Raw genomic sequence first — 14,501 nt, forward strand, 5'->3', positions numbered from 1 at the left:
GCCCCTGCCCCGGGCCGATCGGGCAGGCCCCTGCGGGACCGCCTCAGCCCACGGAGAGCCGGACCAGCCCCTCGTGTGCGTGCGGCGCACCCTGCACCGTCACCGCGACGTACCGGGCCGAGCCCGCCCGGGTGAGCCGGCGGACGCGTCCGCGGCCGTCCAGGGTGCCGGCCTGCTGGTAGCGCACCCCGTCGGTGCTGAACTCCACGCGGGCCGCCGGCGCCGCGCCGGTCCTCCACCGCGCCTCCACCCACCGCACCCCGGTGCGCGTCCCCAGGTCGACCACCATGCGGCCGTCCCGACCCGGGTGCCAGGCCGTGTCCGGGTCGCCGTCCACGGCGGCGCCGGGACCGGACATCCCCGGCGGCAGGGGGTTGGTCGGGAAGGTGTTCCGGCCCAGGGCGTGGTCGTGATGCGGGAAGGCCTGTGCCCCGCGCAGCGTCACCCGTGTCTCGCGTCCGCCCCGCACGGTCGCCTCGGTGCCACGGCCCTGGGCCTCGATCCGCAGCCGGCAGTGGGCGCCGGACAGGATCAGGGTCGCCCCGTCGGCCACCCGGACCCGCAGCCCGGAGGGCAGCGAGCGGCCGGACAGCGCGCTGAGGGTGAAGCGCGGCGCGAGCAGCGAGGCCGACGCCGCGTCCAGCCGCGCACCGTAGTCGATGCCCTCCCGGGTCACCGTCTGGTCACCCTCGTAGACCTCCCGGCTTCCGCCCTGCTGCGGCACCGCGACCCGGGTCTCCACCTCCTGCGCCGACAGGTTGAACAGGCTCAGGTACCCATCCACCCGCGCCGCGCGGACCCGGCCGTCCCCGGCGGTGGGCGCGGCCCGACGGGCCAGCGCGCTCAGGTCCCCGGCGGACACACCGCAGTGCCCCTCGATCACCAGCGGCTCCCGGGCCCCCTCGGCCGGGACGATCGTGTCGCCGTACACCGCCAGCCTGTGCTCGCTCCCGCCGCGGACGACGAGCCCGGCACGGCCGTCGACGTCGAGCCAGCCGCCACCGCTGCGCAACGAGGGGGCCGGGCCGGTCGCCAGATCGGTCCACCGCTCGCCGTCCGGCGAACCCTGCACCCGGTAGGAGCGGCCGGCGGCCGCCTCCCAGCGCAGCGTGACCCGGTCCAGCGCGCGCTCGGCGCCGAGGTCGACGGCCCACCAGCTGTCCGCCCGCCTGCGGTCCTCGCGCGAGACCGCCCAGCGGCTTGCGCCGTTGCCGTCCACGGCCAGCTCCGGGCCCATGCCGGCCGACTGCGAGGAGGCCGTCGCCGTGCCGCCCCGCGCGAGGTCGGGCCCCTCGGCCCCGTCCCGCGCCTCGACCGCGTACAGCGAGTACCCGTACGCCGGGTCGGGCTGGACGCCCAGCATGCGCAGGTGCCGCACCGTCGTGCCGGGGAAGGCCAGTTCGTCGACGCGCCCCGCGGCCGAGGGTGTGGTGTCCTGCGCGCGGACCGTGGCCGAGCCCTCCGCGAACCGGTAGGTGCGGCTGCCGTCGAGGCCCGCCACCCCGGGCATGGTGAGGTTGTGCACCTCCAGCCGCGAAGCGGCCGCGCCCGGCCCCTCGCAGGCGTAGACCACGGCGCCCGTGGGGAGCGTGGCGTACCCGGCGAAGCCCTCGCCGAGGCGCAGTACCGTGGCACTGCCGTCGAAGCCGTCCCGCAGCGCCGTGTGCACGCGCACCGTCCTGCCGGTGACCTCCGCGGCGGTCGAGGGCAGGAACATCGGGGTGGCGCCGCCGAGCCGGAACAGCCAGTCGTCGTGCGCCGGCTGCCAGGCGAACTTCACGAACCCGGGCTTCGTCACCGTGCCCGCCCAGGCCGCGGGCGACTGGTGGGACACCAGACCGGGGCCGGTCCCGAAGTCGGTGACCCCCGACGCGAACGCGAACAACTCCTCGCGCGACAGGGGACGTACCCGCGGCCCCGCCTGCGGCCACACGTGCAGCAGATAGCTGATGGCCAGCTCCGCGCGCGCCTCCGGCTCGTACTTGGGCTCGCCCGAGAACTTCGCCAGCCGGTACTCGGGCGGATACGCCTGGTACGCCTCCAGGCGTGCGGCCAGCTCCGTCTCCGCGCGCGCCGCCGCCCGGTCTCCCGCGACCCGCGACAGGAAGGCCAGCGGTATGACGTCCCTGCCGTACAGGTGCTCGCGGTCGTCCACCATCGGCATCAGCGGCTCGCCCGCGTCCGACATGACGCCCAGCAGGGTCCGCCACAGCGGCTCCGCGTTGGGCTGCCTGGTCAGCACCTCGGGCAGCGGCTGCCCCGCGGCGAGGAAGTGTGCCGCGTTGCGCCCGGAGGTGCGCCACATCTCCTCCTGGTAGTGCGGACCGAAGGAGCCGTGGTTCTCCACGATGAAGGTGTCGTACGCGTTGTGCGCGGTGTTGTGCGAGACCGGCACCCCGTCCACCCGCGCGGGGTTGGCCAGGTCGGCGGGCGGCAGGCCGCCCTCGTTGCGCGACCAGGTGCCGTAGTCGGCCGCCCACTCGGAGCGGCGCCGGTCGTCCGGGGCCCAGGCCAGCGCCGGCGCGAGGGTCTGCGCGTAGAGCCCCATCTCCTCGAGCTTGGTGTCGCCGACGTACCCGCCCGCGAGCCCGTTCGGGGTCCAGGAGCCGGAGTACGGGTCGTCGCCCGTGCCCAAGGAGTGCGTGTACGCCGCCTGTTCGCGGGTGATGGTGTCGACCGCGGAGCGGGTGGCGGCGTCGAGCTCGTCCCACAGCAGGTGCGCGGCGAGGACGAAGTACGACTGGAAGGTGGTGTCGAAGAACAGGGTCCGGCCCCACTGGGTGCCGCCGGTCAGCCGGTTGGAGGCGGCGTAGTGGCGCAGCGTCGCCAGGGTGCGGCGCCTGAGCGTCTCCCGGTCGACGCCGGCCGCGTCCTCGTCGAAGGTCCCGTGGGTCAGCAGCACGGCATGGCCGAGGACGACGGCGAACCCGAAGTTCCGGTCGCTGTAGGCCCCCTTGGCCTCGTCCCACTGCGTCTCGGACCAGCGGGTGTGCCGCAGCAGCACGCGGTGGTACGTGGCGGCGACGTCGTCCGGCGGGTCGACGCTCGGGGCGGCTCCGGACGCGGCCGCGGCGGCCGAAGGGGACCCCAGGGCCGGCTGGAGGGCGGCCGCGGCGCCGGTCGCGCCGAGGAGTTGCAGGAGGAGCCTGCGGCCTACAGGGAGGGAAACGGGGCCCATGATGGTCCTCTTCGCCAGGCGACAACGTTGTCAACGAAGGTCATCCTGGAACGACCCGCACACGCGTGTCAATGGCCGTTCGGCGCAGGATGCGCCAGCGGTTGTCGGCCGCACCGTCGTCCGCCTCCTGCGCGACGAAGGCGCCGGCCGCGGGGGAGTCGTTCTGCACGGGGAGTAGTTTCCCGCTGCGGGCGTCGCGGATCGTGCAGGTGCCGTCGCCCTGGTCGAGGAGCGTCGCGGTCGGCCTGACCCGGCCGAGGCCGAAGGGGAACGCCGGCGCTCCGATGCCGGCCCGGGCCGGAGGGAGGGCCGCTCCGTGGGCGGGGGAGCCGCCGGCGAGCGGACCGACGGTGGTCGTCGCGGCGAGCTGGAGCATGCGCCTTCGGCCGAGGGGAGCGGACCTGGAACCACCTCTGCGTTCGCCGTGGCGGGACAGCCGGCGCCGGGGACCGCGGGGGGTGGTGCCAGCACCCCGCACGATTCGGAGGCTGGGCCACCTGCCTCGGCGGCCGCCGCGGAGGAGGGTTGGTCCCGTCATCGCGCATCCGGCCCGCGCGGCCGGACACCGACGAGGGAACGAGGGATCACGATGGGCAGTCACTCACGGCGGAGAATCCTCAGGGGCGCCGCGGTCGCGGCGGCCGGCAGTGTGGTCGGCAGCGGCCTCGGACCCGGCTTCTTCTCGGCCGCGGCGCAGGCGACCCCCGCGGCCCCGAAGGGCGGCAGCGCGCCCGCGACCCCGTTCCTGGAAGGCGCCTTCGCGCCGGTCACCGAGGAGCTGACCGCCTTCGACCTCGACGTCGTCGGCCGCATCCCGGCTGATCTGGACGGCCGCTACCTGCGCAACGGCCCGAACGCGCTGGGCATCGAGGACGTCCGGGCCCACCACTGGATGATCGGCGACGGAATGGTGCACGGGGTCCGGCTGCGGGGCGGACGCGCGGAGTGGTACCGCAACCGCTGGGTGCGCTCCTCGCAGGTGACGGCGAAACTGGGCGAGACCTACCCCGGCCAGGCGCCGCCGGACGACTTCCCGTGCAACACGCACGTGATCCCGTACCACGGCCGCATTCTCGCCCTGCAGGAAGGCGGGCCCCTGCCGTACGAACTGGACGGCGAACTCAACACCCTGCGCCCGTACGACTTCCGCGCCACGCAGAAGGGAGCGTTCGCCGCACACACCAAGTACGACGCGGTGGCCGACGAGCTGCACGCGATCGCGTACTACCCCACCTGGGACCACGTGCGGCACATCGTCGTCGACCGGACCGGCAGGGCCCGGCCGGCCACGCGGATCCCCGTCGCGGACGCGCCGATGATGCACGACTTCGCGCTCACCGAGAAGTACGTGGTGATCGTGGACGTGCCGATCACCTTCGACGGCGCCGCGGCGGAGGCCGGGGCGATCGTCCCGTACGTGTGGAACGACCGGCACCCCATGCGCCTCGGGCTGCTGCCGCGCACCGGCGGCACCACCCGCTGGTTCGAGATCGACCCCGTGTACTACTCGCACACGCTCAACGCCTACGACCAAGGCGACACGGTCGTGCTGGAATACATCGGCTTCCCCGCGCCGTTCTACGCCGCGGGGCGCGGCGCGGGCGGGCCCTCCGCCACCGGGTCACCGACGCTCGACCGGTGGACCGTCGACCTCGGCGCGGCCCGGGTCCGCAGCACCCGTCTGGACGACCGCCCGCAGGAGTTCCCCCGCATCAACGAGTCCCTGGTCTCCCGGCGGCACCGCTACGCCTACACCGCGTGCGCGGCCGAGATGTGGCGTGCCTACGAGACCGTCGACGGAGTGTGCCCGGACGAGAAGTTCACCAACTACCTGGTGAAGCACGACATGCTGCGGGGCAGCAGGCAGCTCCACCGCTTCCCCCGGGGCGCGGTGGTCGGCGAGCCGGTGTTCGTCCCGCGGCGCGGGGCTCGGGACGAGGACGACGGTTACGTCCTGTCGTACGTGAACGACCCCGACCGCGGCGCGACCGACCTGGTGATCCTCTCCGCCCAGGACTTCGGCGGCCGTCCGCGGGCCCGCGTCCGGCTGCCCGGCCGGGTACCCCTGGGATTCCACGGCAGCTGGGTCCCGGACGCCTGAGACCGGTGCCCGCGGTCCCGCCGGCCGGCAGCGTTCCGGCCGGTGGTGCGGAGGGACCCGGCGGCCGCCCCGTTCAGGCGGGCCGGGGGCACACACCGTCCAGGAGGTTGGTGACGAGGGCGGTGACGAAGGCGTCGTCGACGGGTTCGTCGGGGATCAGGAGCCGGTGGTAGACCGCGCCCCAGAGCTGGTCGACGAGGACCTGCACGTCGACCTCGGGGCGGATCTGGCCGAGTTCCCGGGCGTGGCGCAGCCGTTCGGCGGCCAGGGCGCGACGCTGCGCGGAGTACAGCTGCCGGTAGGCGGTGGCCAGGTCGGCGTCGGTCTGTGCGGCGCCGATCAGCTCGGTGAGGATGCGTCCGCCCGGGGTCCGGGTCATCACGTGGGTGAAGGCGCGCAGTTGGGCGAGCAGGTCGGCGCGGACGTCCCCGGTGTCGGGGAAGGCGAGCGTGTCCTCGACTGCGTGGAAGTAGCCGTCCAGGGCCAGGGCTCCCTTCGAGGGCCACCATTTGTACAGGGTGGTCTTGCTGACCCCCGAAACCCTGGCGACCCGTTCGAAGGTGAGCTGTGCCGTCCCCTCGGTCAGCAGCAGCTCGCCCACCGCGTGCAGGACCTCGGCCCGTACCTCCTCGGCGGGGCGTCGTCCGCGGCCCCTGCTCCCCGGGGCCGGCCGGCCGTTCGCGTCGTTCGCCACGTTGAACTCCTGATCGATGGGGCGGGTCGGGTGACAGTCTCGCCGTGGGCGCCGGGCACGGTCCAACCGCCGGAGTCCGCGACGGCGCGCGGTGTCACGGTGTGGTCGACAGAGCGGCGAGCAGCCCGTCGCGCAGGCGGAAGGTCATGGGACCGGTGCCCGTCCCGACCGCGGAGCTCCTGGCCCCAGTCGTTGAGGCGGGCGGCCTCGGTGAACGCCGCGGTGAACGCCTCGGAGTCACCCCGGTCGATGGCGTCGACGAAAGCGCGGACGGCGGAGGGGATCTCGGCGGTGGTCACGGTGATCTCCTCGGTGGTGTCAGCGCTCGACGCCGAGCAGGTCGGCGAGTCCGATCCGGTCGAGGAAGGCGCTGCGGACGCGGTCGGCCGTGTCCGAGACCTCCTGGGAACCGTCGTCGGCGGGGTCGATGTGGACGCGGAAGGGGCGCCGGCCGGCGGGCAGGGCGACGATGCGGGCGATCTCTTCGGAGACCAGCGTCGCGCTCGCCCCCTCGGGCGCGAGCGCGGCGAGCTTGTCCGCCACCTGCTCCATGAGCCCGGCGTACCGGGTCTCGTACTCGGCCTCGACGGCGGCGTCGTCGGGGCGGCCGGAGTGGGCGAAGTGGTTGGTGCCGCTGGTGAACGAGCCGGGTACGACGATCGAGGTCTCCACGCCCCAGCGGGCGAGCTCGGCGGCGTAGGACACGGCGAGCGAGTCCATCGCGGCCTTCGCGGCGAAGTACGGGGCCAGGTAGGGCGGGGTGCCGCCCTTGACGCTGCTGCTGGACACCCAGAGCACCAGCCCCTGCCCGCGCCGGCGCATACCGGGCAGGGCGGCGCGGTTGACGCGCTGCGTGGACAGCACGTTCACGTCGTAGAGCGCGGCGAGCTGGTCGGGCGTGAACGCCTCCGCGGGGCCGGTCGACATGTGCCCGGCATTGTGGACGAGGACGTCGATGTGGCCGTACTCCGCCTCGATGCCCGCGATGGCGGCGTCGACGGAGGCCTGTGAGTTCACGTCGAGTTCGACCGGACGCAGGTCGACCCCGTGCTCGCGCGAGTAGTCGAGGGCCGCCTGCACCTGCGGGGCGTTGCGGCCGGCGGTGTGGCGCATCCCGGCGTGGACGGTGTGGCCGGCGTCGGCCAGCGCACGGGCGGTGAGCGCGCCGAAGCCACTGGAGGCGCCGGTGATGACGACGACGGTGCCGGTGGGGGACATGAGCGGGTCCTTTCGCTGGGGGGAGAAAAGGGGGAGGGATCTGCCGCGGGACGCGGTTACGCGAGGCCGCCGTTGGCGTGGAGGACCTGGCCGTTGATCCAGCGGGCGGGCCCGGCGAGGAAGGCGACGGTCTCGGCGATGTCCTCGGGGCGGCCGAGGCGCTCCAGGGGGGTCGCCTTGGCGAACTTGTCGACGGTCTCCTCGTCCTTGCCCTGGAGGAAGAGGGGAGTGGCCGTGGGGCCGGGGGCGACGGCGTTGACCGTGATGTCCCGGCCGCGCAGTTCCCGGGCGAGGACGAGGGTCATGGCCTCGACCGCCGCCTTGCTGGCGACGTAGGCGCCGTAGGTGGGCAGCTGGGTGCGGACCACGGACGTGGAGAAGTTGACGACGGCTCCGCCGGGGCGCACGGTGCGGGCGGCCTGCTGGTTGACGACGAAGGTGCCGCGGATGTTGGTCCGGTGCATCCGGTCCAGGTCGGCGAGGTCCAGGGTCTCGACGGGCGCGAGGATCATGATGCCGGCGGTGTTGACGACCACGTCGATGCCGCCGAAGGCCGACCGTACGGTGTCGAAGGCGGTGCCCATCGCGTCCTCGTCGGCGACGTCGCCGCCGACCGCGAGTGCCCGGCCGCCGGCGGCGTTGATCGCGGCGACCGTCTCCTCGGCCTTCGCCCGGTTGCCGGCGTACTGGACGGCGACGGCGAACCCGTCCCGGGCCAGGCGCTCGGCCACCACTCGGCCGATGCCGCCGGAACCTCCGGTGACCAGGGCGACGCGGTTGCTCTCGGGGGTGCTCATGGGGATCTCCTGGAAGTCGGTGCGTGCGCTCTAATGAACGACACGTTCATATAACCACGAAATGAACGCACTGTCCATATATTCCATCGGCCGGGCTGGAGTCGCCCGCGGCGGTGTGGACGAGGACCGGACCGTCGCTCAGACCGGCGGGCCGAGCTCGGCCGTGATCAGATCCGTGAGGCGTCTAGCGGTGTCGAAGTGGGGTGTGAGGAGGGTCTTGGTCACGGCAAGGGCGATGCCGGCCGCGGTGTCGGCACAGACGTAGCTGCCGCCGCCACCGATCCAGCCGAACGTGGCGAGCGCCTCGCCCGTCCGGGACCCGACACCGCCCAGCGGATAGCCCAGGCCCAGCCGGACGTGGTGGCCGAAGACCTGGTCGGTGCCCTCGAAGGCCACCGCCGTCACCTCCGCGAGCTGCCCCGGGTCGATGAGTCGGCCGTCGAGGAGCGCGGCGTTCATGGCGGCGATTCCCCGTGCGGTGAAGGTGCCGACCGACGGGACGTCAGCCCGGAGGACCTCGGCGTTGTTGCCCAGCTCCGCGGTCGGCCGCAGCTCCCACGGGGCGAGGACGGCTTCGTCGTCGGTCGCGGCGGCCGCGGGCGGCCGCACGTCCTCGAGGTGGGCGTCCTCGAGGTGGGCCAGCCGGGCCAGGTCGGTCCGGGGCACCGAGAAGTAGAGGTTCCCTTCGAGGCCCAGCGGCTCGGTGACCCACTCGCGCAGGAGCTGCCGCATCGGCCTGCCCGTTGCCCGGCGTGCGATCTCGCCGACGAGGAAGCCGTAGGTGTACGAGTGGTATCCGGTTCTGGTTCCGGGGCGCCACCGAGGTGCGGCGTCGGCGAGCGCCGTGCACACCCGCGACCAGTCGGACAGGTCCCCGGGGCCGATGTCACGGGGCATGGCCGGAACGCCCGCCGAGTGGGTGAGCACGTGCCGCAGTGTCGTGGTCCCCTTGCCGTGGGCGCCGAACCGGGGCCACAGCTCGGCCACCGGCGTGTCGTACCCGATCCGACCGCTCTTGACGAGCAGATGGGCGACGAGCGAGGTCATGACCTTGCCGGCGGAGAAACCGAAGAACGGAGTCTCAGGGGTCACCCTGCGCCCGGTCCGGCTGTCGGCGACACCGGCCACGGCGTCGACGACGAGAGCACCGTGGTGGTACACGGCGACCTGCAAGCCCTTTTCGGCCCCCGTACCCACGAGTTCGTCGAGCACGCCCTGGACCTTCTGCTGCAGCGAGGGTCCCGGCACGGCGTCCGGTTCACTTCCCAACGTGTCGCCTCCTCCGTCCGGGCCCGTACCGGTGGCGGTCTCTAGAAGTGCTGCTCCGTGTAGTGCCCGCGGAGCAGGTCGGTTCCCCAGTCGTGGCGGACGTGCCGCCAGACGGAGTGGGCGTGGTTGCCGTCGTCCTGCGTGTTGTCGTACTCGATCAGGAAGTCCGGGGCGCGGACGCAGTAGTAGTGCCGGTCTCCCGGAGCGAGGCCCCCGGCCCAGGCGAAGGACAGGGAGCCCAGACCGCGGCGCACGGCGTCGGACCAGCACTCGCGCGCGTACGCCTCGGGCGCACGGTCGAGATAGCGGCCCACCAGACGCTCCAGAAGGCGCTGTTGCCCCGGCGCCAGGCGGTCGTACCGCAGGCCCTCCGGAAGGAGACCCGGATCGGCGAACGGGTCGGCCCGGGTCAGGATGTCGTCCGGTGGTGTGGCGGCGAAGAGTGCCGACGCCCGCGTGGTGCCGCCCAGGCTCGTGATCAGCTCCCGGGCCAGATCCTCCTCCGGGCCCAGGGGCCGGAGACCGGGCCGCGGGCCGTTTCCGGTGCGAGCCGGTTCCGCGCCGACGAAGTGCGGGGTCACCCGGACCCCGGCCGCGGTGACCAGTACGTGGACGGCCAGGTGGTGGCCGTTCAGCCGCCAGCCCCACGGTTCGTCACCGCCCGGGTCGCCGAGCAGCCGCACCCAGTAGCGGTCCGGCCCCGGATGCCCCGCCCGGGCGCGACGGTGCCGCTCCACCTCGATCGCCCCGCGCACCAGCTCCGCTCCCGCCGCGCTGTGCGCCGTGGTCAGGAGCGCGTCGACCACCTCGCGCTGCCGGCCGTCGAGACCTTCGGTGGAAAGGCCGGGGCGCGGGCCCGGCAGATACGTCCACTCGCGCAGCTCGGGCGTGTCCAAACGGTCGGGCCCGGCACGCAGCTCACGTACCTGCTCCGGCTCCAGGACGGCGAGAAGGGCACGCGCCGCCTCCCGCATCCCGGAGGCGACGCCCTGCGAAGGAATCCCGCTCACGCTTCTCCTCCCGCCGACGGCCACGGAGTCCATTCTGCGCGGTGAGCGGAGCGCTGTCAGTGCGGCGCCGCTGCCGGGTCCAGGGCGCAGGCCACCTGCGGCCGCCCGCTCCGGGCATCCGGTGGATGCGGGGCGGCACCCCGGACCTCGGTCGCGCCGGGGACGACGCGGGCGAGCAGGCAGTCCTGCGGGTCGAAGTGGTTGCCCCTCACCGGCGGGGCGAAGGTCAGCGCGGGGTCCTCCGGGCAGTCCACGTCGTCGGGGTCCTCGCGCCACCGCGACGCGGGGGACACCCGTACCGTGAAACAGCTGCGCACGGTGATCTCCTCGAAACCGGCCCACGAGTCGTACGCCGAGCCGGACATGCGGACGATCACGTCGACACCGTCTCCTTCGTGTGCGGAGGTGCCCGTCACCCGCATCACCTCCACCTGTCCATCCGCGAAACGGCCCGCCCGCTCTCCTCCGCCGTGCGCGGACGCCGGCCGTACAGCCGCTCGCCCACCGTCCTGGCTGCCTCGCGTACGACATCGGCCGCCTCGCTCCGGGACGACTGTGCCGGCTCCCTACGGCGTACGGCAGCGCTCGGCCACCCGTTACGGAGCCGTCGATCCGGGCTTCGCCCGCCGTTCACCCGTCGTCCCCGCGGCACTCGCCCTCGGCTGAGAACGTTCGGCGACGGAGTGGACCGGACCGGAGGAAAGATGTCCCCCAAGAGCAAGAGAACCCGCGCCGCGCTGGCCGCCCTGGTGGTGGCCGCCGGCAGCCTGGCGACCGCGGGAGCCGCGCGGGCGGAGCAGCCGCACCACGGGCAGCGGCATGATGATCAGCAGGCCCAGGCCCAGGCCCAGCAGGGGCGGTCGAGCCTGTTCGAGCGCACCGCCACCTACCCGGTCTTCCACAACCGTCCGGCCGGCGAGGACGCGGCGGCCGGGACCGTCGCGGAGATCTCCTCGGTCAGCGAGGACGGCCGCACCCTCGTGCACACCGACGCGGTGGCCCGGCGGATCGGCTTCCTGGACATCTCCGACCCCGGCCACCCGCGCGGCCTCGGCACCCTGTCACTGGCCCGACTCGGCGACGCCGAGGACGAGCCCACCTCGGTGACCGTGGTCGGCCAGTACGTGCTGGTGGTCGTCAACACCAGCGCGAGCCACGCGCGGCCCTCCGGACGGCTCGACGTCGTTTCGCTGCGCGACCGCAAGCGGGTGGCGAGCTTCGACCTCGGTGGGCAGCCCGACTCCGTCGCCGTCAGCAAGGACAAGCGCTACGCCGCCGTCGCGGTCGAGAACGAACGCGACGAGGAGGCGACGCCGCCCGGCCGCGACGAGGGCGACCTGCCGCAGGCACCGGCCGGCTTCGTGCAGATCGTCGACCTGGGCCGGGGCGCCGCCCCCGCACACTGGCGGACCCGGGCGGTTCCGCTGACCCGGGCCGACGGCCGGGCGCTGCCCGTGCTGGCCGAGGCCGGGATCGCCGAACCGACGGACCCGGAGCCGGAGTACGTCTCGATCAACAGCCGCAACCAGCTCGCGGTGACGCTCCAGGAGAACAACGGTGTCGTCCTGATCGACCTGCCGACCGGCCGGATCGCCAAGGCGTTCGGCGCCGGCACTGCCTCGGTGCGCGGCATCGACACCGAATCCGACGGCAGGATCGACCAGCGCGGGTCCATCGAGGACCTCCCTCGCGAACCCGACGCCGTCGGCTGGATCGACGACCGCTACCTCGCCACCGCCAACGAGGGCGACTGGCGCGGCGGTACCCGTGGCTGGTCCGTGTTCGACAGCCGCACCGGCAAGCCGGTGTGGGACGCGGGCAACAGCTTCGAGCGGCTCGCCGTGCGCCACGGCCTGCACGACGAGGGCCGGTCGGGCAAGAAGGGCGCCGAGCCGGAAGGCATCGCGATCGCCGAGTACGACGGCGTGCCCTACGCCTTCGTCGGCTCGGAGCGCGACAACTTCGTCGCGGTCTACGACGTCAGCCGCCCCACCCGGCCGGTCTTCCGCCAGTTGCTGCCCGCCACCAACGGCCCCGAGGGCCTGCTGCCGATCCCGTCGCGCGGACTGCTCGCGGTCTCCAGCGAGGAGGACGACGCCGAGGCGGGCGTGCGCGCGTCCGTGAGCCTGTTCCGGCTGGGGCGGGGCACCGGCCAGACCCCCTCGTTCCCGGGCATCGTCTCGGCCGACGACGACCGCGGCGCCCCGATCGGCTGGGGAGCGCTCGGCGCGCTGTCCGCGGCACCGGGCAAGCCGCACCGGCTCTACACGGTCACCGACGCGGCGTACTCCACCACCCGCATCCTCACCGTCGACACGGCCCGCCGCCCCGCCGTCATCACCCGGGAACTGACCGTCAAGGACGCCGACGGGCGGCCCGCGGGGTATGACGCCGAGGGCATCCACGCCCGGCCGCAGGGCGGCTTCTGGCTCGCCGTCGAGGGCGGGACGGGCGCGGGCAACAAGCTCGTCCGGCTCGACGCGCGGGGCGTGACCCGGCAGGTCGTCCCGCTGCCGGCCGACGTCGCCGCGGGCCTCGGCAAGCAGGGCTTCGAGGGAGTCACCGCCACCACCGACCGGCGCGGGCACGAGGTCGTGTGGGCCGCGCTCCAGCGCGAGGCCGCGGGCGACCCGGCGGGTGTCGTACGGCTGGGACGCTACGACGTGACGGCCGGCACCTGGAGCTGGTACGGCTACCGGCTCGAATCCACCGGGACGGCCGGTGACTGGATGGGGCTGTCCGAGATCACCGTGGTCGGAGACCGCCTCGCGGTGATCGAGCGCGACAAGCTCAACGGCCCCGCCGCCAGGGTCAAGCGGATCTACACCGTGGACCTGCCGAAGTCGGCGGCGCCCTCGGGAGCCCTGCGGATCCTGCCGAAGAGGCTCGCGCACGACGTGCTGCCGGACCTGCGGGCCACCAACGGCTGGACGCAGGAGAAGCTCGAGGGTCTGACCGTGGGCGGTGACGGCCGCGTCTACGCCGTCACCGACAACGACGCCCTGGACGACGCCACCGGGGAGACCGTCTTCCTGGACCTCGGCACGGCCCGACAGGTCTTCGGCCGCCGGGGCTGACGGACGAGGCGTCAGCCCCGGCCGAGGACGCAGTACTTGTTGTTCGCGAGGTCGCTCAGGACGACCCAGGAGACATCCCCCTGACCGGCATCGGTCCGTGTCGCGCCGAGAGCCTCGAGCCGAGCGGCCTCCCTGGCCTGATCCTCGACCGGGTCGGACATCACGTCGAGGTGGATGCCGTTCCACGTGCCCTCCGGGTCGGCCAGTACCGTCCACGGTGCGTCGCTCCGGCCCACGTCGGCGTGCGTGGCGCCCAGTTCCTCGAGGCGGGTGGCCAACTCCGCCCGACGGTCCTCGGAGGTGGTGGCAAGCTCGAGGTGGACTCGGTACTTCACCGTCTCCGGGTCCGGGACGCGGACGAGGTCGATGCAGACCGTGGACGGGTCCGGCCGGTCGAAGCCCACGGGTTCCAGGTTCGTGACGCCCGGCCCCTCGCTCGACGCGCGCCAGCCGAGCGCCTCCGCCCAGAAGCGGCCGAGCGCCGAGTCGTCCCGGGCCTTGAAGTTCACCCGCACAAGCTCCGGCGTCATCCCGAAACCCCAGCCTTGCCGAGGCCCCGGGCAGCCCGACCGTCCCCGAGAGGGCTGGGCCGCACCGGTCCTGACCGTCCCCGCCGCGGGGCTCAGCAGGTGCGGCCGGTGTACCAGGCGCCGTCGATGTCGGAGCTGGATCCGATCCAGGTCACACCGGGCACCACACACCGCTCGCTGTTGGGCCCCCAGTCGTCGATCTCGATGACGATGTGCGAGCCGTCCGAGGTGCAGTGGTTGTAGTAGGCGTCGGAGGCGGTCTCGTAGAAGCCGCAGGGATTCGCTGCGGCCGGACCGGCGCTCAGGGTGATGGCGCCGGCGGAGGCGAGTGCCAGGGCGAGGGAGGCGAGGGCGCTGGTCACGATACGACGAAGGGGCAAGGGGAGCTCCAAACGGTGGGGGATCGCCAGGCGGGACTGCCGCTGTCTGCCGATCCGTTGTCGATGCGACGCCCAGACTCACAGCATCGGCGCGGGCGCTCTGAGCAATGGCGGCGCCGTTCACCCGGCGTAACGATTCACTGCTGCGCCGATCAGTTGATCTCCACCGGTTCACGATGCACCGCGCTCGGGGGCGCACCGACGAACAAGGCGAGACGTATCGTCTTGCCAATGGGTGCGGCGTGGC

General features: G+C 73.5%; 12 protein-coding genes. 2 read left to right on the forward strand and 10 right to left on the reverse strand.

Going from position 1 to position 14,501, the window contains the following annotated elements; genetic code table 11:
* Positions 1 to 43: 43 nt before the first annotated feature.
* Together R2E43_RS37445 and R2E43_RS39060 are read right to left on the reverse strand one after the other, a co-directional pair.
* Positions 44 to 3,178, reverse strand: a complete 3,135-nt coding sequence (locus R2E43_RS37445) for a discoidin domain-containing protein (protein ID WP_011027028.1) — start codon at positions 3,176 to 3,178, stop codon at positions 44 to 46.
* Positions 3,179 to 3,218: 40 nt separating this feature from the next.
* Entirely contained in the window at positions 3,219 to 3,554 is a 336-nt protein-coding gene (locus R2E43_RS39060) for an RICIN domain-containing protein (RefSeq protein WP_404780729.1), read from the reverse strand.
* Between the two features lie 213 nt (positions 3,555 to 3,767).
* Between R2E43_RS39060 and R2E43_RS37455 the strand changes: the two genes are divergently transcribed.
* Positions 3,768 to 5,279, forward strand: coding sequence for a carotenoid oxygenase family protein (locus tag R2E43_RS37455; RefSeq protein ID WP_332057044.1), 1,512 nt, complete (start codon positions 3,768 to 3,770; stop codon positions 5,277 to 5,279).
* 73 nt (positions 5,280 to 5,352) lie between these two features.
* On the opposite strand, the gene R2E43_RS37460 is transcribed toward R2E43_RS37455, so the two are convergent.
* The 6 genes from R2E43_RS37460 to R2E43_RS37485 all read right to left on the reverse strand — a co-directional run bounded on the left by R2E43_RS37460 (position 5,353) and on the right by R2E43_RS37485 (position 10,683).
* Entirely contained in the window at positions 5,353 to 5,973 is a 621-nt protein-coding gene (locus R2E43_RS37460; RefSeq protein WP_093455353.1) for a TetR/AcrR family transcriptional regulator, read from the reverse strand.
* A 318-nt stretch (positions 5,974 to 6,291) separates the two neighbouring features.
* The gene (locus R2E43_RS37465; RefSeq protein ID WP_319126748.1) at positions 6,292 to 7,191 is read right to left on the reverse strand and encodes an SDR family oxidoreductase; all 900 of its coding nucleotides are present in this window, start codon (positions 7,189 to 7,191) and stop codon (positions 6,292 to 6,294) included.
* A 56-nt stretch (positions 7,192 to 7,247) separates the two neighbouring features.
* A complete protein-coding gene (locus tag R2E43_RS37470) occupies positions 7,248 to 7,988 on the reverse strand; it encodes an SDR family oxidoreductase (RefSeq protein WP_332057045.1) in 741 nt (246 codons plus the stop codon).
* Positions 7,989 to 8,126: 138 nt separating this feature from the next.
* The gene (locus R2E43_RS37475; protein ID WP_332057046.1) at positions 8,127 to 9,257 is read right to left on the reverse strand and encodes a serine hydrolase domain-containing protein; all 1,131 of its coding nucleotides are present in this window, start codon (positions 9,255 to 9,257) and stop codon (positions 8,127 to 8,129) included.
* A gap of 41 nt (positions 9,258 to 9,298) precedes the next feature.
* Entirely contained in the window at positions 9,299 to 10,267 is a 969-nt protein-coding gene (locus R2E43_RS37480) for a DUF3500 domain-containing protein (RefSeq protein ID WP_093455350.1), read from the reverse strand.
* A 56-nt stretch (positions 10,268 to 10,323) separates the two neighbouring features.
* Entirely contained in the window at positions 10,324 to 10,683 is a 360-nt protein-coding gene (locus R2E43_RS37485; RefSeq protein ID WP_181924131.1) for a hypothetical protein, read from the reverse strand.
* Between the two features lie 288 nt (positions 10,684 to 10,971).
* On the opposite strand from R2E43_RS37485, the gene R2E43_RS37490 reads away from it, so the two are divergent.
* Positions 10,972 to 13,344, forward strand: a complete 2,373-nt coding sequence (locus tag R2E43_RS37490) for an esterase-like activity of phytase family protein (protein WP_332057047.1) — start codon at positions 10,972 to 10,974, stop codon at positions 13,342 to 13,344.
* Between the two features lie 11 nt (positions 13,345 to 13,355).
* Here R2E43_RS37490 and R2E43_RS37495 read toward each other — a convergent pair whose 3' ends face one another.
* Together R2E43_RS37495 and R2E43_RS37500 are read right to left on the reverse strand one after the other, a co-directional pair.
* Positions 13,356 to 13,874 carry a VOC family protein gene (locus R2E43_RS37495; protein ID WP_003978541.1) on the reverse strand — a complete coding sequence of 173 codons (519 nt, stop codon included), beginning with the start codon at positions 13,872 to 13,874 and terminating at the stop codon, positions 13,356 to 13,358.
* Between the two features lie 92 nt (positions 13,875 to 13,966).
* On the reverse strand, positions 13,967 to 14,254 hold the full coding sequence (locus R2E43_RS37500) for a DUF6355 family natural product biosynthesis protein (RefSeq protein ID WP_003978542.1): 288 nt from the start codon (positions 14,252 to 14,254) through the stop codon (positions 13,967 to 13,969).
* Positions 14,255 to 14,501: the final 247 nt, after the last annotated feature.

It is taken from the genome of Streptomyces violaceoruber (assembly GCF_033406955.1).
In the GTDB taxonomy this organism is placed as follows: Bacteria; Actinomycetota; Actinomycetes; order Streptomycetales; family Streptomycetaceae; genus Streptomyces; species Streptomyces violaceoruber.